Raw genomic sequence first — 20,854 nt, forward strand, 5'->3', positions numbered from 1 at the left:
TACGCGTTATTTAAGAGGCTAGGTTGTCTAGATTTTTGCTTTAATCCAAAGCTGAGCAAAATCGCACCAGCCAATTGAGTTAATTTCTACACCGCGAATTCTTGATGGCAGAGTCAAGGTTAAGTCCTCGGATTTGATGATAGCGAGGATGTGGTCCTGATAGAGCCAAAGCAATAACTCATCAAGGAGTGTTTCACGCTTTCTTGCGTCAGTAGTTGCTCGACACACTGAAAGTGAGCGCTTGAGTTTGTCCTGTTGTTTCCAAGTGAGCGCTTTATCCCAGTAAGGGTAAAGCTTGAAAAAAGCAAACAAGCTGGTAGCGCGATCGCCCTCTAATCGAATACCGCCAATTGCTAAAGATTGGTTTGCTGCTGGATGACCATAGACGACTTGAGTACCCGTACCTTCAATTCCGCCAAGCGATAGCCCTTGATGTAATTTAGTGGCAAAGGCTCGGTTCTCGTTATTGTTTTCAAAACTGAATGTCAAAGGAGCAGGGCATTCTAAGTGAATAGCTTGCTCACTCGAAAACAGAGCTTCTAACTGATGTTTGAAGCTAGAGGTCTGCAACTCTCGATGATTGAGCAAAAGGAAAAAGTAGCCGATATCAGCGGTAGATGCAGTGTAGGTATCTTCTTCTTCGTTGAGGAAGAAGAAATTTTCGGCGCACTTTTTATCCGCAGCCCAATCTTCATGTATCCAAAGCTCGATATGTTGTACTAGCGCACTTTTTCCAGAGAACTCGTTGTTCCTGGTTAGGCGCAACAATTTATCGGAGTTGACCTCAACGAAGAACGGTCCCGAACCAATAGGTCGGAAGCTACTTTCTGTTCTATGTACCATCCCTTTGGGCATGATTGAGGCTTCTGAGCGCGACAGAAGTGCTAGAAAGCTTGGATCGGATTGGTTTAGTTGAATCTCTAGTTGATGGGGAGAATGAGCGATAAACGCCTCGATATGATCATAGAGTCGACACCAGTATACCGATTGAACCAATCCTTGGAGGCTTTCGATCACATCTGCCGTTGTTATTGGTGTCTGATCGTGAAATGATGCGCCAGAGCGAAGGTAGAAGTGCCATTTGGTAAAGTTTGAGTTCGCTTCCCACCCATGGGCAAGGTTTCCAACGGTGTCCTCGCCCTGTGAGGAAACTAAGGTTTGGAATACCTCATGAATTAAGTGCCGTTCAGTTCGCTCCATCGCATGATGAGGGTGTAACCAGCTTAAGCGTCGGTGAAAAGGCGCGTGAATCGTGTTTTCACTCACCGTCGTAGTGTGAGTGAGGTACTGCTTGAGTGCAGTGGCCACATTGCGATCGTTAAAACTGATCAACTTGTGGGCTACATCGTATTTGCCTTGCTCAGTAGCTAGGTCTACCTCTCGGTAGCATGCTTCCATTGGTTCTAAGATACACGTGAGTTCTCCTCGTAATCCACGTCCTCTCGCGGGTAGCCAAGTGAGCCATCCACGCTCTGACATTTGCTTGAGCAAAGTGCGTGCATGTCGATCACTGCAGTTGAGACTTTCAGCGATGGCGCTCAAGGTTATTGAGTGCGTGCCAGGTCCTAGGCGCTTAAAGAGGTTTTCATACAGTTCGAGTTTACGTTTATTCATGAGTGTTTTGGTATAACTCAATTGTTCCTATTTTAATGTTGCTCTGACTCTTCATTTTTTGTGTTTAACCCCCAAAATGCATCAGTCTCGAACAGTTCATTCAATCGTTCTGCACGCTCGACTGGAGAGAGGTAAAACAATCTTGAAAGCAGAGTGTCTTTTGATTCGTATTTATAGGTGGATTGGAAGTAGTTTGCAACGTAGTTGAAAAACGCCATGTGATGTTCCCTTTGTGTAGGTGGTAGGGAAAGAATACAGCGTGGCAAAAAAAGAAAACCGGAACAGTTTTTAAAACTGTTCCGGTTTTCGCCCAACATAGCGGAGGTCGGCTTAACGTGCGACTGCACCACCCAGGTCGAGCTTCTCGGGCCACTCAGTGATGACGTTGCCCCCGAGAAATATGTTTCCTTTCACTGTCATGGTTTTGGGGAAGCGAGTGACGTTAGAGCCACCTAAGTAGAGGTTTCCCTCAATTACGATGCCTTCGGGTAGTTCTGTTATTGGAGTTCGAACTATGCTCAAATCGCCTTTCACAATCATGCCATTGGGTAGTTTTTCAATTGGTGTGTCGCCAAGGTTAATATAGCCTCCCGGAATGACGCCTTGCGGCCAGGCTTTTAGTTTGCTTCCCAAAAAGTTGGCGTAACCTGTGATTTTAGTTCCTCTTGGCATGAATTCCACTAAACTATCTGATGCATCTAGGCTACCTTTGATTTCCAAGTTGTTTGGCAAAATTTTTATTGGTGTTTTGGCGATATTGAGGTTGCCTTTGACCACCATACCATCTGGCAATGATGTGTATGGCTTATTTCTTAAATCGAGATTGCCGTAGTTATCAAGATGATTGAGTGTTTTGTAGTAGTCGAGTTCAATCGCAGAAAGGCTTGTCGAAAGCAAAAGTGTGGTCAACAGAGTGGCAAAAGGTCGAAGCATGATGATAGAAATTCGTTTCAGTAGATACGTTAGGTAGTTTGCAATGGATAGAATAAATTCACAATGGAAATCCGCACAGGTTGTGATAGTAGCCTTGAGTGGATTGTTGGTAAGTGGTACTGCTTTCGCGAAAGTCATTACGACACCTGGGGCCGATGTTGGTGCGGCTGTGTTACTTTCTGATTCAAAGCTGGGGAAAAGGGTTTGCTATTACAATGATAAAGCTTACTCGCTAGGATCAGTGATTAACGTAGAGGGTGTGGTACTTCAATGTGTTGAGGAGCAAGACTTTGAAATGAATGGTCAGTTGAAGTGGAAGGCACTAAAAAGCGAGCAATGATGCTCGCTTTATAAAAACTTTAGTGAACTGAACGATTAGCGTGCGAGAGAGCGCGTTTTTAGTTCAAAGATCAGCTTCTCTGCACTCACTTCAAACTTGAATCGAGCAACCAGCTCTTTGCTTTCTTCTACTAGCTCTGAAACTTCAAACTCAACGTTTGCTGACACAGTCTTCGCCAGTTCAATGTATTTTTGAATTTCTGCTTCCAGTTGAGCTTGGGATTCGCCGAAAAGTTGAACTTCTGCGACGTCATCGCCTTCCTTGATGATAAAACCCATTTCACCAGCAACGCCACAAGCGTCACATACGGTTGGTTCTTCATAAGTGTTTGACATAACGATACCTCTTATTAAATCTGTGGTTATTCTATAACTGTGTTTGTGAGGTATCCAGCAATAAATTTCGCGAATGTATTGCAGTTGCATAGGTCTAGCTATGGGTAATTAGCATAATTAAAATGATATATTCATGGAGATTATGAATATCTTGTTGTTTAATAATGAGTTTGTAATATGCAAGTGGTATCTGCGCTATGTGATGGGGTTCTCAAATATGAGACTCATGTACTAATGATATAGTACAGATTAGTACATGACCTTTGGTGAAATGGTAAACTTTATAAGTTACTAATCAATAAGATGATTTTTATATTTTTGAATGGTATCTATGCCAAGTATTTGTCTCGTGTATGGTTTGCATTCGGTATGCCGTAAACTGAGTTTTTGCAAATCGATACAATAATGGATAGAAAATTATAACGAGCGCTGCTTTAATTATGGTATAGCATACAGCGTACGCAGATAACGATTTAGAGAAGCTTAAGAAATGCCAAAGCGTAGTAAAGAAGATACTGAGATTACGATCCAGAAAATCATGGAAGCGGTCGTCGATCAGATTATCCGACTAGGGTATGACAAAATGTCGTACACCACTTTAAGCCAGCAGACAGGTATATCAAGAACAGGGATCAGTCACCACTTCCCAAAAAAGACGGACTTTACGGCCGCGCTTGATGGACGCATCTTCAAAATGTTCGTCGAGCATTTGGAGTTTGAAAAGGGTATTGATGGCTTTACAGGTAGTTGGATCGAGTCTCTAAAGAATGATGAGTTTTTAGCAATCCTAAAGCTGCTTTTCCACCACATTGTGACGTCAGAAAACTCACATGAGTTTGCGTCAAAAGGTATTGACCGTCTATACAAACTGGTTGAAACCCAATACGGTGAAGGTAGTGACAAAGAGCTAGAATGGCTTATTGGTCGCTCGCTGATTCAACTCTCTAAGTAAAGAGTTGTATTTAATAACGAAAAGCCGCTCAGTAGAGCGGCTTTTTTGTTATCTACTTACTATTTTAACCGTGACTATTGAGGCAAAACGGTCGGGAAGTCGAGAGTCGGGTGTGGTGTGACAAGCGCGCTGTACCCATAAACCTCTTGTATTAGTTCACTGCTTAAAGCATCCCACGGTTGACCATCCGAGACGATTTTGCCTTTATCAAGTATAAGTAACCTGTCTGAGTACTGAGCTGCTAGGTTCAGGTCGTGAAGAACCACAACCACTGCGGCATTTTCTTTATCTGCAAGTTCCCGTGCGATTACTAGGGTGTTGTGCTGGTGCGCGAGATCCAGTGCTGATGTTGGTTCATCCAGCATGAGTATCTTTTTATCCCCAGATAAATGAAGCTGCGTTAGAACACGTGCCAAGTGTACTCTTTGCTTTTCTCCACCAGAGAGGGACGGATACAGTCGCTTTGCCAAATGAGCAACGTCAGCGGAATGCATGTAGTTTAATGCAAGCTCCTTCGTGGCTTGATTGGACAAACTCAGCGGGATGGCACCGAGTTCTACCACTTCAGAAGCGAGAAAAGGAAATGACAGTGTGCTGTGCTGGGGGAGCAACCCCATATGCTTAGAGAGATCCTGGGCACACCATTGGTTCTTATGCTTACCAAAATACTCGATATCAACACTCGATGAGATCTCACCACATAACAGCTTTAATAGCGTACTTTTTCCCGCGCCATTTGGACCTAACAGTGTGGTCACATGACCTGAATATAGCTCGACATCAATGTTATCGAGAATCACCCGCTCACCAAATGTCATAGTGATATTTTTTGCCGATATAGCGGTTTGAACCTCGTTACTCTGGCTCTCTGCTATGTGTTGGAAAGCACTCGTTTCATAGACTCGGCTCATAGAATTTTTCCTTTTTGCTGAAACAGCAAGTACAAGAAGAAAGGTGCACCAATAATGGCGGTGACAATCCCTACTGGGAGCTCTGCAGGTGCAACTGCCACGCGAGCAAACATGTCTGCCGCAGTCATGAGTAGAGCACCTAAAAGTGCAGACAGTGGTAGTAGTGTTCTGTGGTCAGGACCAGCCAGCATTCTCCCTAAGTGGGGTATCACTAGACCAATAAACCCAATCAATCCAGAGACACTGACGGTTACCCCGACACCGACGGCGGTGAGAAGTATTAACTGACGTTTAAGCTTCTGCACGGGAATGCCTAAATGCTTTGCTTCGGATTCACCAAGCAGAAGCGCGTTCAGAGACATCGCTTTTTTGTAGAAGTACCAAAACAGCAGTATCAATGTGACACCGGATAACCCAATTTTTCCCCAACTTGCACCTGCAAGTGACCCCATTGACCACAGAGATAAGTCACGCAACATCTGGTCATCGGCAATAAAGTTGAGGTAGCCAATGGCGGCTCCAGATAATGCACTGATGGCCACGCCAGCGAGCAGCATAATGGTGACAGAGGTTCCAAACTTACTGGTGCCCAGTTTGTAAACCAACACTGTGGTTAGTGCGCCGCCGAAAAATGCAAAAATCGGTACTACTGCAAGTGCCATAAACTGCGGAAACTCTATTCCTAGAACCGAAAAACCAACGATGGCGAGAGCGCCGCCCAAAGAAGCGCCTGCTGATACACCTATGATCCCAGGCTCCGCCAATGGGTTACGAAATAGTCCCTGCATTACTGTGCCACATATTGCCAAAATGGCGCCAATGAGCATACAAAGTACGGTGCGAGGTAAACGAATATCCTGAATTACCAAGTTGATATGCGGTGCAAGATCATTACTACGAGTTGTCAGTGATGTCACGCTGTCCCAAAACGTGATGTTCATGGGACCAACGGTAATAGAGTAAATGGCGGACAGCATTAGCAATAACGCGAATGCGGAGAAGACTAATCTGTTGGATACATTTCGAAGCATAGAGTTCTTTACATCTAAACCCAGTCAAACTGAGGTGGTGAAGGTTGGTTGCCCAATTGCAGCAACCAACTGGAAAGATTGACAATTAAGGGTAGAGCAAGGCGTTGATACGCTTTGCTTCTTCTAAGCTTTTAAGGCCTAACCCGCCGACAAGTGCGTGGCCATCTATTGTCACGATGGCATTGTTTTGTCCAGCAGGAGTCGCTGAGAGCATTGGCAGGGCTTTGAGTACCGCTTCGCTGCCACCGAGTTTGGCATAGCTTCTACCGCTAACAAGAACGACATCAGGTTGCATTTCGATGATGGCTTCGTTTGAGATTGGCTTATAAGAGTCGATGGACGCCGCTGCAGGGTTGATACCACCCGCTAGCTCGATGATGGCATCTGGTGTGGTTGCATTACCTGCTACGTTTGCTGGGCGGCCTTCATGAATCAGTAGGAATAAGACTTTCTTCGCTTCATTTTCTTGGGGTTGATTAGAGGTTAGCGCATTCACCTGTTTTGCGATGTTAGATTTGAGTGCTGGTGCATTTGCCTCTGTGTCAGTGAGCTTTGCAATTTGATCGATGCGTGTATTGAGACCTTCTATGGTTGGTGCGGTATCCACAATTTCAATGTCTACTCCAACTCGTTCTAATTGATCTAAAGCCGGTTTCGGCCCCATCTCATCAGAGCCAATAACGATCGTTGGCTCTAGAGCAATTAATCCTTCTGCTGACAAAGCTCGATGATAGCCGACTTTAGGAAGCGGCGACTCTTTGGGTGTAACACTAGTAAAATCCACACCGACGAGTTGAGACTGAGCGTCTAGGGCATAGATTAGCTCTGTCACAGACGCTCCCGCGCTTACAATCTTCTCTGTGCCTTCTGCAATTGCTGTACTAAAAGGAAGAGAAGCAACGATGCCAACTGAAAGTAATTTTTTTATTGCGTGTTTCATTGTGTGGATCCTAACAAAGCGGATGATTTGTCCGTAAAGCATTGTCTGCATGGGCTACCACGGTATTGGTCTCCTGCAGTGAGTAAATGAGATTATGTATCACAACGAAAATAAGATCAATTATCAATTGCATTATCAACTGCATCAAATTATGATCATCTCAGTTTTAGTTTAAGCCTTATACAACAAGGCTTTGAAACCAATCATGAGCTGTTATGAAAATTGATTTAAGTCAACTTAATGAATCGCATTTTGGAGTAAGCACTCCTGATCCATTGCGATTCGCATTTGGAAAGAAAACTTCTCCGCACGCAGGCGGGATGGGAATGCCAGTGCCGTCTGAGCGTTATGACGAACTGTTTACCGGCTTAACCGAGCAGGCTACCACTCGCAGCAAGAAGCGTTGTTTGTATATTCACATTCCTTTTTGCCGAGTGCGATGTACGTTCTGTAACTTCTTCCAGAATGCTTCAAGTCGAAAATTAGTCGATGACTATTTTGACGCTCTGATGAAAGAAATTGAGATTAAGTCACAGCTTGAGTGGACGCAAAGTGGGCTGTTTCATGCCGTCTACATTGGAGGAGGAACTCCAACAGACCTTTCGCCAGATCAAGTGGAACGTTTAGGTAAAGCAATACACGCTTCATTCCCTCTTGCTACAGACTGTGAGATTACCTTAGAAGGTCGCACAAATCGTTTTACTGATGAGATGTTTGATAAAGCGCTTGAGGGCGGCTTCAATCGTTTCTCATTTGGTGTTCAAAGCTTTGATACTAAAGTAAGACGAAGTGCAAAACGCCTCGATGACAGAGAGGTCGTTATGGAGCGAGTATCGCAACTCGCCGCTCGTGATGAAGCCCCAATCGTAATTGACTTACTCTACGGACTTCCATATCAAACTTTAGATGTCTTCGAACAAGACCTAAAAGACTACATGGAGACAGGCGCCCATGGTGTAGACCTGTATCAGCTTGTGGTCAGTGGCAGTGCGCCTATGCTGAATCTAGTGGAAAAAGGTCGCTCTGAACCGCCGGCGTCATCCGCAGAAAAAGCCGCGATGTATGAAATGGGTGTGAACTTCATGAACAAACATTTCGTCAAACAGTTAAGCGTCAATCATTGGGCTCGTGACAATAGAGAGCGCAGTCAATACAACAGCGTGGCAAAAACCTTCGCAGAAGTGATGCCGTTGGGAGCAGGCGCTGGCGGCAATATCGGCGGATACGGCATGATGCATCATAGAACACTTGATGCCTACATGGAGGCGATGCGTACAGGAAAGACAACCATCGCCATGATGAGTAAGCAAAGTCGTTACGAACCGGTATTAGCGAGTCTAAAAGCAGGCTTTGATAGCGGTGTTGTGCGTCGTAGTTTATTGGTCAACTTCGAAGGCGAGGATACCTTCGACCTTCTGCTGCCGCTCTTTAAAATTTGGCAGCAAAATGGCTTGGTAGAACTTCATGACGATTATCTAGTGTTGACAGTCGCTGGTGCATTTTGGTGTGTCACTCTGGCTCAAGGTGCTATCGCGGCCATCAATACACTCATCAAAGACAAACCAGTTATGCCGAAGGGCATGACGAAGGGACATGGTAAAACTATGCCTATTCAACAAGACAACAAAGCAAAAAACAATGCTGCATAGGAAAGAAAATGACAACTGAATTGAAGCAAAACGTTGCAACTATCTTAGAACAAGACCCATCGCTCCTACCGGCTGCTATCGCAGAAAAGCTCGGAGTGAGTGAGCGCGATGCTGTATGTGCAATGCCTGAAGAGATGGTCGCATTTGCAGGTGGCGATATTGCGCAGGATGTTCTGGAGTCAATTACGACTTGGGGACCTGTAACCACTATCGTTCACTCGTTTGGTTCCATCTTCGAAGTGAAGGCGCCGTTTCCTAAAGGAAAAGTGGCACGCGGTTATTATAACCTCATGGGTAAAGAAGGTGAGTTGCATGGTCACCTGAAACTAGACCTTATTAAAACCGTTGCTCTAGTGAGTAAGCCATTTATGGGCAATGAGAGCCACTACTTTGGTTTCTTTGATGAAACAGGTAACAACGTCTTTAAAATCTACTTAGGTCGCGACAAAAAGCGTGTCCTTATCCCTGAACAAGTAGATAACTTTAAAGCGCTTCAGACAAAACTGCGTGGCTAAGCGGCGTAACAGCAACATTCAAATTAAATTATAATTATTAGAGAAAGTGAGGTTTCAACATGGATCAACAAGTTAAGCATGAGCGCCTGCAGGGACGTCTTGGACCAGAAATTAAAGAGTTTCGCCAAGAGCGTAAAACCATTCAATTGGCAACGGTTGATGAAGAAGGTCGTCCAAACGTAAGTTATGCGCCTTTTGTGCAAAATCAGGATGGTTACTTTGTACTGATTTCACAAATTGCTCGTCATGCTCGTAATCTTGAGCAAAACCCTAATGTGTCTCTAATGATGATTGAAGACGAGACGGAGAGTAAGCAGTTATTTGCTCGTAAGCGTCTAACATTCGATGCGGTTGCGACCGTGGTAGACCGTGAGTCTGAGCAATGGCAGCAAGTGATTGCTCAAATGAAAGACCGTTTCGGCGAAATTATCGATGGCCTAAGCCAGCTGCAAGATTTCATTCTGTTCAACTTAAAAGCGGAACACGGCTTGTTTGTTAAAGGCTTTGGTCAGGCGTATCAAGTCTCTGGTGACGACTTGGTTGACTTTGTCCACCTGCAAGAAGGTCATCGCAAGGTAGAAAAAACGGAAGCTTAATTAGCCATAACGCTAATCATCAAAGCCCTCACGACAGACATGTCGAGAGGGCTTTTTCATTATCAAGTCAGTGTGATCGCTATGCTGTGTGAGCGTTCGAAAATGTATCGAGTTTGGTTCTTTTTAGCTCAAACACCAATTGAGCGAGCAACAATAGCCCTGTTGCCGCTAGACCAACGAGTATGCCTCCCCAAATCCCAGCGAGCTCATAGCGAGACATCAATAGCCACGCGGCAGGCAGACCAAACACCCAGTAGCCTATCGCTGTCATCACTGTAGGCAGTACGACGATTTTCATACCTCTTAATAGGTTTATAGCGAGTAACTGCCAAGCGTCAACGACAAAGCTCAGAGCAACGACCCAAATAAGAGATGCAAGCATATCGGTCAGCTCATGCTCACCTTCACCATCAAGCTGGAATAGGCTGGCAATCGCTTCTGGCCACACGATGAACACAACGGCTAACACTGCACTTAGGATCGTCACTAACGCGAAGCTACGTTTGGATACGGCTTTTACGCCGGCTAAGTTGTTGTTACCGAACTCTTTGCCAACCAGAATTGCCGCAGCTTGCGAGAAGCCGAAGTTAATGTTCCAAGTAAAGCTCAGGCATTGCAGTAAAATTTGGTGCAACGCTAGTGCCGTAACGCCAATAAACCCAGCCATTAAGGTACCACCATAAATTAGCCCCATTTCCAGTGCGGCAGCGATAGCGATGGGGATACCCATTGAAAGCAAAGGCAGCATTAAACGCCACTCATATTCGTCTAGGTTAAGCCAAGGCGCGAATCGGTAGTAGGTAGGGCGCCTAAACACCCAATAACCATAGCCCAACAGAACAAGTGAGGCGGCAAGTGTTGTTCCAAGTCCAAGCCCTGCAATACCCCATCCCATGTTGAAGGCAAGGAGATAGCTAAACGGTACGTTCAGTGCTACGGTTGCGAGTGACATAATCATGACAGATTTTGCGTCACCGTAATTACTGGTTAAACCACGGAGGATCAGTAGTAACAAGGTTGGCAGCATGGCCCACTTGAGTGTATCGAGGTAGGTCATTGCGACGACAATCACTTCTTCTGGCTGCTTGGCCATTCTTAGAAAGTCAGGAGCAAAGACAAAAGTTGACGTTAGTATGATAGTCAGCAAAATTGAAAGCATGAAAGCCCCTTTGACCGCAAGGCGAACCTGTTTTAAACCGTGTTCAGGTCGTGCAACGCTTTGTCCGTACGCAATCGCGATCAAGTTAGCCACGCAGCCTACAGTACTGCCCGCTACCAGAAAAACAAAGGTATAAACGGACGCACCTAACCCGCCACCAGCAAGGTCACTGACACTTAATTGCGCCATCATCCAGACGTCAGTCAGGACCAACGCCATAGCGATGAGCTGTGAAATGATTAAGGGTGTCGCGAGTGACAAGATGCGTTTCATGGATAACCTCTAGTGATAATAGGTGTATTTTAGATGCATACTTATGGTGTTCAATTAACATTTGTGTCACTCTGGTATTCCTTCAGATCATGTGAGAAATTATGAATCCATATTCGAAAATTCCGTATTCACACAATGCCCTAAAAGTGTTTGAAGCTGTTGCAAGGCATATGAGCTTTACGACTGCTGCACAGGAGCTTCATGTCACGCAAAGTGCCGTAAGCCGACAGGTGAAGCAATTAGAGGATGATCTGAATGCATCTCTGGTTATTCGTCGCCATCGCTCGATTCAGTTAACGCTAAAAGGGCAAGCGCTCTATGAAGTGTTGGGACGAAATTACGCGGCTTTGCAATCGCTTTTGAACTCATGGAAAGAGTCGGAAGCAAAAAAAATCGTCATTCGTGCAGCGCTAAGTTATGCCACACGCGCTCTATTGCCTAAGATCCAGCAATTGAACGAACGTTTCCCAAACTATGAAATTGCCGTTATTCCTGTCATTGACGAGGAAGAGAGTTTAGGTAAAGGGGATTACGACTTATTTGTGTTCACCACAAGAAATAGCGAAAGCTATGACAATGATCCTGAAATATTCTTTATGCGCGAAGAGTATATGGCGCCAGTGTGTACTCAGCAGTTGATAGGAGATAGGCGTGATATTGAGCACTTACTGACGCTTCCTAGGTTACACCCAACGCTCGACCATTTAGATTGGCGTGCGTGGCTAAATAAGATTGATCACACTGATAGAAAGGTTCCTCGTAACTCGACGTTTTTTACCCTCGATTTGACGCTAAGTGCTTGTCTGTCTGGTCATGGTGTGGCGGTCACTGATTTGTTGCTTGCCCTTCCGGAACTTGAGCGGGAATACCTTGTGTGTCCAGAGAATGCGATGATACATCCAAGTGGTTGGCGATATTTCTGCCACCAAAGGACAGAATCACCCATCGTAGAAGAGTTGGTCGATTGGTTGAAACAAGAGACTGTCGAAGAGCTCAGAAAGCTAGAACAGCTTTCTGAGCGTCATGGCTGGGGACCGATCGAAAGTTAGCTTTTTTGTTCGGCCTGATGTTTCTTCACTATCTCTTCAAGTTTGTCATAAGGGATAAATCCTGGGATCACTTCATCACCAATAAACATGGCTGGTGTGCCGCGAAGTCCTAATGCAACGAATGTCTTGTAGTTTTTTACAAGTGATTCGTTGATCGCCGTATCACCCGTTAGGTATTCCTCAGTACCTGTCTTTTTCGCAACCGCTTCTATGGACGTTTTATCGTGCAGACCGGGTTTAGCAACAAGTAGACGATTGACCTCGGCAAACTTCTCTGGCGCGTTTTGCCATACCTTAATGGCAAATGCGGCAGAGTTTGTCTCCAAGCCATCGATGACTTGCTGCTTAAGAGGCACATAGATATTGATCACTTTTAGATCTGCGTTCTTGTCAGCCATTTTTGCTAAAACATTGTCCAAGCGTTTGCAATAAGGGCAGTTGTAATCGGTAAAGTTAATGATGATAGTACCGCCCTCAGGGTTACCCGTCACACTGTGGATCGTCGTGTCATTTAACCAGGTTTCACTTTGCTGCTTTGCTTTTGTTAGTTGCTGTTGATTTTCAACATACTGCTGAAGGTTGGCATGAAGGTCTGCAATGATTTCAGGATTATCACTCAGTAACTGATGAATCCCTTCTAATTGCTGTTGTTGCTCGCTAGTGAGTTCTGCATGTGAAAGTGCTGGCAACATAGCTGCGATGCTGACTGCGATTGAGATAATTGTCTTTTTCATGTTTTTTCCTTGGCTCAGTGAACTACTGAGCAGATAAAATTCTTAACCAAAGTCCCATCGGTGTCGTAACACCTGTGGAGATGTTTTCAATTTGGCCGTTATTGATGACGGCGATGGTCGGCGTAACAGTAATGTTCCATTGACGGCTAATAAGACTGTTCGCATCGTTGATCACTGGAAAGTGATAGTCTTTCGATTGCATGTATTGCTTTACACGCTGATCGGGTCCCGAAGAGAGAGCGACCGATACCACTTGGTAACGGTCGGAGAACCAGTCAATCGTTGGGCTTACAAATCGACACGCTCCGCACCAGGTCGCCCAAAAATAGAGGACGACCGGCTCTTGGTGGCTCTGCTCAATAATATCAACGGGAATATTGTCGAGTGTTACCGCTTGAAGGGGGGGAGCATCTCCGTTTGGCATATCTAAACTTCGATACCAATCAAGAGCGAGAGAAACGAGAGTGACCAGCACAAAGACGCTGATAAGCTCTTTGCTCCATTTAAACAATGTGCTTTTCCAGCTTTTTCGTTTAGCCATTTGGAGTCCCACTTGCCGCATTAAGTGCTTGTGTTATCGACTCAGAGGTGAGTATTACAGGCAGTGGAATTCCCTCTGGATGGTTAGGTCCGTAGACAATATTGAACGGCACGCCGTAACGGCCATAACTTTGTAGATATTTCGTGACGCTGTCACTTGGTGTTGTCCAGTCTCCGCGCATTGTCACTACGTTGCTTTGTTGCAGCTCGCTGTAAACAGGGGTTTGGAGGACGACACCAATCTTGTTGGCTTTGCAGGTAATACACCAATCTGCGGTAACATCAACAAATACGGTTTTTCCATCCGCGACCAGCGCTGGGATAGAATTGGCATCTAATCGTTGCCAATTGAGGTTATCAACGATTGGTGTCGACCAACTATCTGCAGTGATGCTGCCGATAATAAGTCCTCCACCAAGTGCAAACACCGAAAAGCCCGACATCAAAATAACCGCTTTTTTCCCAAACGTCTTACCTACCAAAATAAAGACGGTCAGTAAAATAATACCGATAATAGCGGCGGTTGCTGGCTTGCCGATAAACACCGAGAGCAAAGAGGTTAACCACAAGCTTGTGAGCAGCATCATGGCGCCAAACACAACCTTGAGTTTATTCATCCATGGACCTGGTCTTGGGAATGCTTTCACTAAAGATGGGAATAGGGTGAATAAAATCCAAGGTAAGCTCATTCCAACGCCTAGGGCGACGAAGATAAGCCAAAGCTCGCCATAACTTGCACCGAGTGCATAGGCGACGGCGGTACCAAGAAAAGGCGCACTGCATGGCGTTGCGAGTAAAGTTGCAAACATACCTTGGATGAAGTGTCCGCCGTAACTGTGATCGCCTTTCGTTGCTAGCCACGTATTCATGGAGCTTGGTAGTTGGATATTGAACAGTCCGAGTAGGTTAGCGGCAAATAACAGTGTTACAACTGCCATGAATATGATGAATCCACTGCTTTGAAATTGGATCCCCCAGCCGACCATGTGACCTGCCAATTTCAACGCACTGAGTGCCCCTGCCAAAATCAAAAACGAAGTGATGATGCCAGCGGTTGAGGCGAGGAATGATAAACGAACCTGCTTTGCGGACTGGTTAGCGCCGACAATGATGGAATTAAGCTTCATTCCCAAGACGGGAAGCACACAGGGCATCACATTGAGAATCAGCCCCCCTAGCAAAGCAAAGCCTAACATCCAGATTAATCCACCCTCGCTCGGTACCGATATTGGGGTGGTAGATACAGTGGTCGAGGTTTCTGCCAGTATCAGTTCATCGGATACGGTGATCTGAACCGTTTTGTCTGAAATATCTGCTTCACCAAGCCAGTTACTTACCTGATAGGTGGCATAAAGAGCATGACCCTCAATGGTAAGCTTGGGCTGAGAGAAAAACTCATTCGCTACCTCTTTTCCATCGACCAAAATAAACGGTTTTTTCCAGGCAGAATCCGTCGTTAGTTTGAGGGTGAGTGTTTGCGCTTGTTGATTCCAATAGCTCTCGGAAACCTGAACTTGTTCAGTTTTCTTTGGCGTTAAACTCATACCTTGACCAAACAAGTACGCCGCGTCGGAATCAAGCACAAGTGAGCTCGGGTCGATGGTAAGCTCGATAGGGTAATCGGCAATAACGCAGATATTCGTGCAACTTGGTAGGCGTAGGTTAGCTTTTAGCTGCACAGGTTTAGATGGATCAGTCACCGTAACGATAAGCGGGAAGCTGACCTCATGTTTGTAGCCAAGGGTCAGCACACCTAATTGTTCATAATAGGTGGGTACCGGCCAATGCCATTCGATGTCGTCGATGTTGATTGAGTCGCTCCAATCAAACTCAGGAGCAACACCACCTTCGCCAGGACTACGCCAATAGGTTTTCCACTCTCCATCTAACTCCACATCTAACACCATCTCCATTTGACGAGTGCTAGGATCAATGTGTCCAGTAGAAAGGGCTCGCACTCTAACGGGAGGGTGCATAGGGTCTTGTACCCAGCCAGTAGACTGAGCGACAGAGGTTGCGCTAAAAAATGCAGTGATGCTCGTCAGCAGTAGCATAAAAGCCATGCTGATTGTTCGTCTTAAAGACGAGGTAATTGCGAGTGCCATCATCGGGGCACGTCTAACTTCAGTGTTTTCGTTCGACACAGTATTCTCCAAAAAGTAATTAATAGACCTTGGTGAGTACTTTTTTATTCCCGAAATGTGCAGAGAGTGAGATGTAGCCGGTTTTTCGGTGGAGCTTCCTCCAAACGTTGTATGGCTTTATGCTGAGGTTGGCGTGTAAACAGGATTGCGGCAAGCGCAATAAGAAACAGTATGGGTGTAAAGTCTTCCATGTTGGGAAGAGAATGGGTAAGCAACTTTTTAGTCACAAAGCAGGGTTCTTCAGTCGAAGCTGTATCGTGCACGATATGATCGATTGATTCCGCGCTGAATAGGTCATTGACGCTTAAATGACTAGATTGGGTAACTTTAGACGTTTGAATTTTGCTGTGGTAGGCAACATTCGTTTTCAGGGCACACAGCAGTACTACCATTACGGCAGTGAGTAGAAACAAAGCGCGAAAAGTGTTGTGCCTAAAAGTATGCAAAAAGTGTTTTCTCAATCGTTGATTGGAAGGTAATAAACCACCCAGTTAAGACACGACTACGTTAACGTCTTACTGAAAAACGTCAAGTGAAAATAATTACCCAGATTATGGGTAGGTTGGGTATCGATGTGCAGGATGAATGGGGTGAACAAAAAGAGCAACCTAGCATTGCTCTTTTTCAGAGTTAGTGCGCAGTCTTTATGCTGCTTTACTGACTAATCGTAATATCGCTTTGTTGATCCCGATAAGATCGTTAACAGAAGTGGCGCCTCTTATTGCATCCATGAGAGATTCCTTGCTGCAGCAAGGGATAACATCAATGTTTTTTACCTTTCCCTCAAGAGTGTTCTTCATTAATTCAAATTGTTTCTGTTCGAACATGTTAGTGAGCCTGTGACGTTGTTGTATCTGTTTTGTACCGCTATCTTACCTGTTTATTGTGACAATTTAGCCTTAAAACTTGCAACAATCGGTCAAACAGCGGTGTTTGTATCTTTATTGTGCGCACATCATAGTGCGTTATTCGATTAGATTCCAATGGAAAGAGGCTATATCAATCAAGCTACTATTGGTTTGGTATATCAGATTACTGGTGCTGACTTTTAACTGATTGAAACTAGGTTGATCCGGAGTTGGTATTTTGTAACGTATTGTTAACCCGTTGCTTTGGCTTTCATTAGGTGCATTCAGAGATGTGATCTAAATCTTAAATAAATCGAAAAAAAGCCCCTGTCCACGAGGATGCAGGAGCTTTCAAATGGGTCTTTGCTATTTCCCGGAGAGCCAGAACACGGCGTCTCTGACTTTGTCACTTCTCGGCGTACCTTTCGCCAGTATGTCGATTTGAGTGTCGGGTCTAAATCCGGCAAATGTCACAATATCTTGAAGAGAATTACTTCTATCAAGCAGAAGATAGTCGTAATCCGGGTCGACACCATCAAGAATATCTTGAGCACGCGCACGATCAACCTGTGGGACTGCCCAGTCGTGATAAAGGAAGAATATAGAGGTCATGGTTTCCGAAAAATGGTAACTCGCGATACGGTCACGCTTCTGTTCTGGTACTTGTTCAACAAATGCTTGAAGATCAGGCTTCATATCTTTAGCAATATCGATAGCTGGGAACAAGTACGTAAATGCGCTCGAGAAAAATAGCGCCGTCACTATCGCCATCTTTGTCCATTGTGGCCAAAGTTTGCGCTCAACAACCAGCATTAGTGCAATAGCAATCAATGGAATTAAGGCAACTAGGTGCCAAGTATTTAGCCATTCCATTAGTGCTTCAGGGATTTTCTCCTGAGGTAGTAAGTTAGCCCATAGAGGGACAACAGCGAAAGCCACCAAGACGAATGACATTAGTGCCATCCATCCACGACGATACCAATCAAACCATTTACCCGAGAAGGTGAGGAGCGCGTCAGCGATAATAAGAGCGAACAGCGGCATCAAGGGTGCCAGATACATTGAACGCTTGGTTACTGAATAAGATAAAACAAATATCGCCAGGGTAAACCAAAACGCCAAGAAGCCATCAATCCAAGTAAGCTGCTTTGGTTGGCGAAGCTTGTAAATGAAATGTCCGAGCCATAGCAATAATAGAGGTGTCCAAGGGGCGCCGTATTCTAGGATACCGTTGACATAATAAAAGGGTTTACCCGCGTGGTTGTGCCCAAGGGTATTGGTTGCGGAGCCAGTTAGGCGACCTACTTGATTATCCCAGAACCATGCCTTCCAAAGTTCTGGTGACGCGGCCTTATAGAAAGGATAGATCCAGCTTGCGGCAACCAAACACATGGCAGCGATACCAATAACATGCATCAGAACAAACTGTCCCATCGGTGCTGCTTGTTCTGGGAACTGCTTACGAAGATACACAGCTCTGCTGATCAACGGAACCCAAGCAAGACCAATACAGAGAACGATCGCAACGGGTCCTTTGCTTAAGAATGCGAGACCAGTGAATGCACCAGCGACAACGAGAAAGCCCAGTTTTTGTCGCAAATAGGCTTCACTGAATGCCCAAATAGCTGCAATAGTAGTAAACATAAGCGCGGCGTCGACACGGAGCCAATGGAAATTCAGTACAAACCCTTCAAGTGTGCCCAGTACGGCCAGCGCGACCCAAGCAAAGTTTTCTCCTTTGAACAGATAGGCGATGCGATAGGTCGCTGCGAGTGAGCCTAAGCACAGTATAGCGAGTGCTAAACGGCCTGCCATGATGGCATCGAGACCCGTTGCGTGCACAAATAGAGTCGAAATAATAAAGAAAACGGGTGGCTTCTCGACAAATGAGATCCCTGCGAATTGAGGGATAATATAGTCACCAGTTAGGTACATACTGTGAATAATCGCAGCGACTCTGGGCTCATCTGGTGTCCAGATGTCATGATCGAATAGACCACTGAATACCACGGTGACGATGGCGAGCAGAAGAATGAATTTCCAACTCTGATTTTGGTCTTCAGTTTGTGTTGTTGACACTTTGTTTCTCCAATTATGCTGCGTACTACCAAAATTAAAGCTAAAACTAGAACGCGAACCTAATGCTAAAATTTTCTATAAGTTAAAAGTGCTAAATTCTAAGTCCTAGTATGTGGGTATCAATACTTTGTGTATGAATTTTATACTTTTTTTGGATAGATTTAACGTTAATTTGACGGGAGAATACCGACCAATTGAATGTATTTATACGTTGTTTTTGTAACATTTGATATGACGATACTTACAAAGTGATGATATAAAGAATCCAATAATTATGACGAATTGTTCTAGCCCGAACTATTGCATTGAAATGTGACTTAGATCTACTATTGTACCCAAGGTGATGGGGTTCCACCTACTTAACCGCCATTTGGCTGATGACTCCTACAGTTTCAGAAAACAGGTGTAACTTGTCTATGCGTTATTATTGCGTGGGACTGGTTCTGTCGACCACTGACTGTAGTTCATAAGCCGATTCCTACGCCTGTTTTCCCGTCATAGGAAAACACAATGCAATACTCTCAAGAAATTCAATCAATGTGTCCAATTCAGCAAGGGGCACTGCATCCATCTGCACCTATTCCTGTCGAAGGTCGTTGGTTAAACCCAAAAGACGTGATTGCTATCTCTGGTCTTAGCCATGGTGTTGGCGCGTGCGCACCTCAACAAGGCGCAGCCAAGCTCACCCTCAATGTTAAAAACGGCATTGTAGAGGAGGTCTTAATAGAGACCATCGGCTGCTCTGGTATGACACACTCTGCCGCAATGGCGTCGGAAATCCTTACAGGTAAAACCATTCTTGAAGCGATGAACACAGATTTAGTTTGTGACGCGATTAACGTTGCGATGCGCGAGATATTTTTGCAGTTCGCCTATGGTCGAACTCAGTCGGCGTTCTCTGAAGGGGGGCTTGAGGTAGGGGCTGCGCTTGAAGATCTAGGCAAAACTCAGCGAAGTCAAGTTGGTACAAGCTACTCGACGCGTGCGAAAGGTCCAAGATACATGGAAGTCGCTGAAGGTTATGTCACGCAGCTTGCACTAGACGAAGACAATGAAATTATCGGCTATGAATACCTTAACTTAGGGAAAATGATGGCAGATGTGGGTAAGGGCATACCTGCTCAAGAGGCGGTGGCAAACGCTACAGGGCGTTATGGCCGCTTTGATGAAGCTGTAAAAACCGTTAATCCACGTCAAGACTAAGCTGAGGTACCTATTATGCCAATCACTAAACAATCACTATTAAATGAAATGGGCTTCGATACATTAGATCAAGCCTACCAATACTGCTTAGAGCAAGATATCGATCCAAAGAAACTCGTTTTAGAGACACAACCCATCGCGTTTGAAGACGCTTGCAATGCGTATACATTGGGTGGTGCACTCGCTCTGTATCGTCAGGCAAATAATGCTCAACAGGCTGCGCTGAGTATCGGTGAAGGGCTTCAGGCATTTTGTAAGCCGGGAAGTGTTGCGTCACAGCGCGAAGTTGGTCTTGGTCATGGTGCGTTGGCTGCAAGACTTCTTAGCGAAGAAACTCAGTGTTTTGCTTTTTTAGCCGGTCATGAGTCATTTGCTGCGGCAGAGGGCGCGATCAAAATTGCATTGAACGCCAATAAATCTCGAACATCACCGCTAAAAGTCGTATTAAACGGGCTAGGTAAAGATGCTGCTTATTTGATCTCTAGAATCAATGGATTCACCTACGTTAAAACCCAATATCATTATGAAACGGGTGAACTTGAAGAAGTGAGCCGTAAGCGCTTTAGCCAAGGTGAGCGTGGAGAAATTCTATGTTATGGGGCGGATGATGTTCGTGAGGGTGTGGCTATCATGCACGAGGCGAATGTTGATGTCAGTATCACCGGAAACTCAACTAACCCTACGCGATTCCAACACCCGGTCGCCGGTATTTATAAATCAGAGCGTCTTGCTTTGGGCAAAAAATATTTCTCGGTGGCATCAGGAGGCGGTACAGGTCGAACTCTTCACCCAGACAACGTGGCAGCGGGTCCAGCAAGCTACGGTATGACAGATACAATGGGTCGAATGCATGCCGATGCGCAATTTGCTGGTAGCTCATCGGTACCGGCTCACGTTGCCATGATGGGCTTTATCGGAATGGGCAATAACCCAATGGTAGGGGCATCGGTGGCGTTAGCCGTTGAGGTCGACCAACATTTAAACCGTCAATAGAATAACTAAGGGCATT

General features: G+C 45.3%; 20 protein-coding genes and 1 riboswitch. Of the genes, 8 read left to right on the top strand and 12 right to left on the bottom strand.

Annotated elements, in window-relative coordinates:
- Positions 1-27: 27 nt before the first annotated feature.
- The 3 genes from AC6I8U_RS23770 to AC6I8U_RS23780 form a co-directional block, all read right to left on the bottom strand.
- Positions 28-1,614, bottom strand: coding sequence for an SgrR family transcriptional regulator (locus tag AC6I8U_RS23770; protein WP_498018782.1), 1,587 nt, complete (start codon positions 1,612-1,614; stop codon positions 28-30).
- A gap of 32 nt (positions 1,615-1,646) precedes the next feature.
- Positions 1,647-1,832, bottom strand: coding sequence for a hypothetical protein (locus AC6I8U_RS23775; protein ID WP_498018783.1), 186 nt, complete (start codon positions 1,830-1,832; stop codon positions 1,647-1,649).
- A 112-nt stretch (positions 1,833-1,944) separates the two neighbouring features.
- The gene (locus AC6I8U_RS23780; protein ID WP_498018784.1) at positions 1,945-2,547 is read right to left on the bottom strand and encodes a hypothetical protein; all 603 of its coding nucleotides are present in this window, start codon (positions 2,545-2,547) and stop codon (positions 1,945-1,947) included.
- 43 nt (positions 2,548-2,590) lie between these two features.
- Here AC6I8U_RS23780 and AC6I8U_RS23785 point away from each other — a divergent pair, with 43 nt between their 5' ends.
- Positions 2,591-2,887 carry a DUF1496 domain-containing protein gene (locus AC6I8U_RS23785; RefSeq protein ID WP_128649398.1) on the top strand — a complete coding sequence of 99 codons (297 nt, stop codon included), beginning with the start codon at positions 2,591-2,593 and terminating at the stop codon, positions 2,885-2,887.
- Between the two features lie 35 nt (positions 2,888-2,922).
- On the opposite strand, the gene AC6I8U_RS23790 is transcribed toward AC6I8U_RS23785, so the two are convergent.
- Complete coding sequence (locus AC6I8U_RS23790) at positions 2,923-3,222, bottom strand: YfcZ/YiiS family protein (protein ID WP_128649399.1); 300 nt, start codon at positions 3,220-3,222, stop codon at positions 2,923-2,925.
- A gap of 490 nt (positions 3,223-3,712) precedes the next feature.
- On the opposite strand from AC6I8U_RS23790, the gene AC6I8U_RS23795 reads away from it, so the two are divergent.
- On the top strand, positions 3,713-4,174 hold the full coding sequence (locus AC6I8U_RS23795) for a TetR/AcrR family transcriptional regulator (protein ID WP_128649400.1): 462 nt from the start codon (positions 3,713-3,715) through the stop codon (positions 4,172-4,174).
- A 74-nt stretch (positions 4,175-4,248) separates the two neighbouring features.
- On the opposite strand, the gene AC6I8U_RS23800 is transcribed toward AC6I8U_RS23795, so the two are convergent.
- The 3 genes from AC6I8U_RS23800 to AC6I8U_RS23810 form a co-directional block, all read right to left on the bottom strand.
- Positions 4,249-4,992: a heme ABC transporter ATP-binding protein gene (locus tag AC6I8U_RS23800; protein WP_498019643.1), complete on the bottom strand. Its 744-nt coding sequence runs from the start codon at positions 4,990-4,992 to the stop codon at positions 4,249-4,251.
- An 89-nt stretch (positions 4,993-5,081) separates the two neighbouring features.
- Positions 5,082-6,062 carry a FecCD family ABC transporter permease gene (locus AC6I8U_RS23805; protein WP_234497865.1) on the bottom strand — a complete coding sequence of 327 codons (981 nt, stop codon included), beginning with the start codon at positions 6,060-6,062 and terminating at the stop codon, positions 5,082-5,084.
- A 139-nt stretch (positions 6,063-6,201) separates the two neighbouring features.
- Complete coding sequence (locus tag AC6I8U_RS23810) at positions 6,202-7,056, bottom strand: heme/hemin ABC transporter substrate-binding protein (RefSeq protein ID WP_498018785.1); 855 nt, start codon at positions 7,054-7,056, stop codon at positions 6,202-6,204.
- Between the two features lie 215 nt (positions 7,057-7,271).
- Between AC6I8U_RS23810 and hutW the strand changes: the two genes are divergently transcribed.
- From hutW to hutZ, 3 genes are read left to right on the top strand one after another with little or no spacing between them, the layout of a single operon-like run.
- Positions 7,272-8,705 carry a heme anaerobic degradation radical SAM methyltransferase ChuW/HutW gene (hutW, locus tag AC6I8U_RS23815; protein WP_498018786.1) on the top strand — a complete coding sequence of 478 codons (1,434 nt, stop codon included), beginning with the start codon at positions 7,272-7,274 and terminating at the stop codon, positions 8,703-8,705.
- Positions 8,706-8,713: 8 nt separating this feature from the next.
- Entirely contained in the window at positions 8,714-9,220 is a 507-nt protein-coding gene (hutX, locus tag AC6I8U_RS23820; protein WP_498018787.1) for a heme utilization cystosolic carrier protein HutX, read from the top strand.
- Positions 9,221-9,279: 59 nt separating this feature from the next.
- Positions 9,280-9,816, top strand: coding sequence for a heme utilization protein HutZ (gene hutZ, locus AC6I8U_RS23825; RefSeq protein WP_498018788.1), 537 nt, complete (start codon positions 9,280-9,282; stop codon positions 9,814-9,816).
- A 79-nt stretch (positions 9,817-9,895) separates the two neighbouring features.
- Here the strand turns inward: hutZ and AC6I8U_RS23830 are convergent, their stop codons facing one another.
- Positions 9,896-11,248 carry an MATE family efflux transporter gene (locus AC6I8U_RS23830; protein WP_498018789.1) on the bottom strand — a complete coding sequence of 451 codons (1,353 nt, stop codon included), beginning with the start codon at positions 11,246-11,248 and terminating at the stop codon, positions 9,896-9,898.
- 101 nt (positions 11,249-11,349) lie between these two features.
- Here AC6I8U_RS23830 and AC6I8U_RS23835 point away from each other — a divergent pair, with 101 nt between their 5' ends.
- Positions 11,350-12,297: a LysR family transcriptional regulator gene (locus tag AC6I8U_RS23835; protein WP_498018790.1), complete on the top strand. Its 948-nt coding sequence runs from the start codon at positions 11,350-11,352 to the stop codon at positions 12,295-12,297.
- Here AC6I8U_RS23835 and AC6I8U_RS23840 read toward each other — a convergent pair.
- The 4 genes from AC6I8U_RS23840 to AC6I8U_RS23855 all read right to left on the bottom strand — a co-directional run bounded on the left by AC6I8U_RS23840 (position 12,294) and on the right by AC6I8U_RS23855 (position 18,642).
- Entirely contained in the window at positions 12,294-13,031 is a 738-nt protein-coding gene (locus AC6I8U_RS23840; RefSeq protein WP_498018791.1) for a DsbA family protein, read from the bottom strand. The two genes, AC6I8U_RS23835 and AC6I8U_RS23840, sit on opposite strands and share 4 nt — an antisense overlap.
- Before the next feature lie 22 nt (positions 13,032-13,053).
- Positions 13,054-13,572: a protein disulfide oxidoreductase gene (locus AC6I8U_RS23845; RefSeq protein ID WP_498018792.1), complete on the bottom strand. Its 519-nt coding sequence runs from the start codon at positions 13,570-13,572 to the stop codon at positions 13,054-13,056.
- Positions 13,565-15,634, bottom strand: a complete 2,070-nt coding sequence (locus tag AC6I8U_RS23850; protein WP_498019644.1) for a protein-disulfide reductase DsbD family protein — start codon at positions 15,632-15,634, stop codon at positions 13,565-13,567. Before AC6I8U_RS23850 ends, AC6I8U_RS23845 begins: the two co-directional genes overlap by 8 nt.
- A gap of 1,295 nt (positions 15,635-16,929) precedes the next feature.
- Positions 16,930-18,642 carry an ArnT family glycosyltransferase gene (locus AC6I8U_RS23855; protein WP_498018793.1) on the bottom strand — a complete coding sequence of 571 codons (1,713 nt, stop codon included), beginning with the start codon at positions 18,640-18,642 and terminating at the stop codon, positions 16,930-16,932.
- A gap of 330 nt (positions 18,643-18,972) precedes the next feature.
- Positions 18,973-19,036: riboswitch (Fluoride riboswitch) on the top strand.
- A 116-nt stretch (positions 19,037-19,152) separates the two neighbouring features.
- On the opposite strand from AC6I8U_RS23855, the gene AC6I8U_RS23860 reads away from it, so the two are divergent.
- On the top strand, positions 19,153-19,845 hold the full coding sequence (locus tag AC6I8U_RS23860; protein ID WP_394150339.1) for an iron-sulfur cluster assembly scaffold protein: 693 nt from the start codon (positions 19,153-19,155) through the stop codon (positions 19,843-19,845).
- 15 nt (positions 19,846-19,860) lie between these two features.
- On the top strand, positions 19,861-20,838 hold the full coding sequence (locus AC6I8U_RS23865) for a GGGtGRT protein (protein WP_498018794.1): 978 nt from the start codon (positions 19,861-19,863) through the stop codon (positions 20,836-20,838).
- The last annotated feature ends 16 nt before the right edge of the window (positions 20,839-20,854 follow it).

The sequence above is a fragment of the Vibrio sp. KUL80 genome (genome assembly GCF_059725495.1).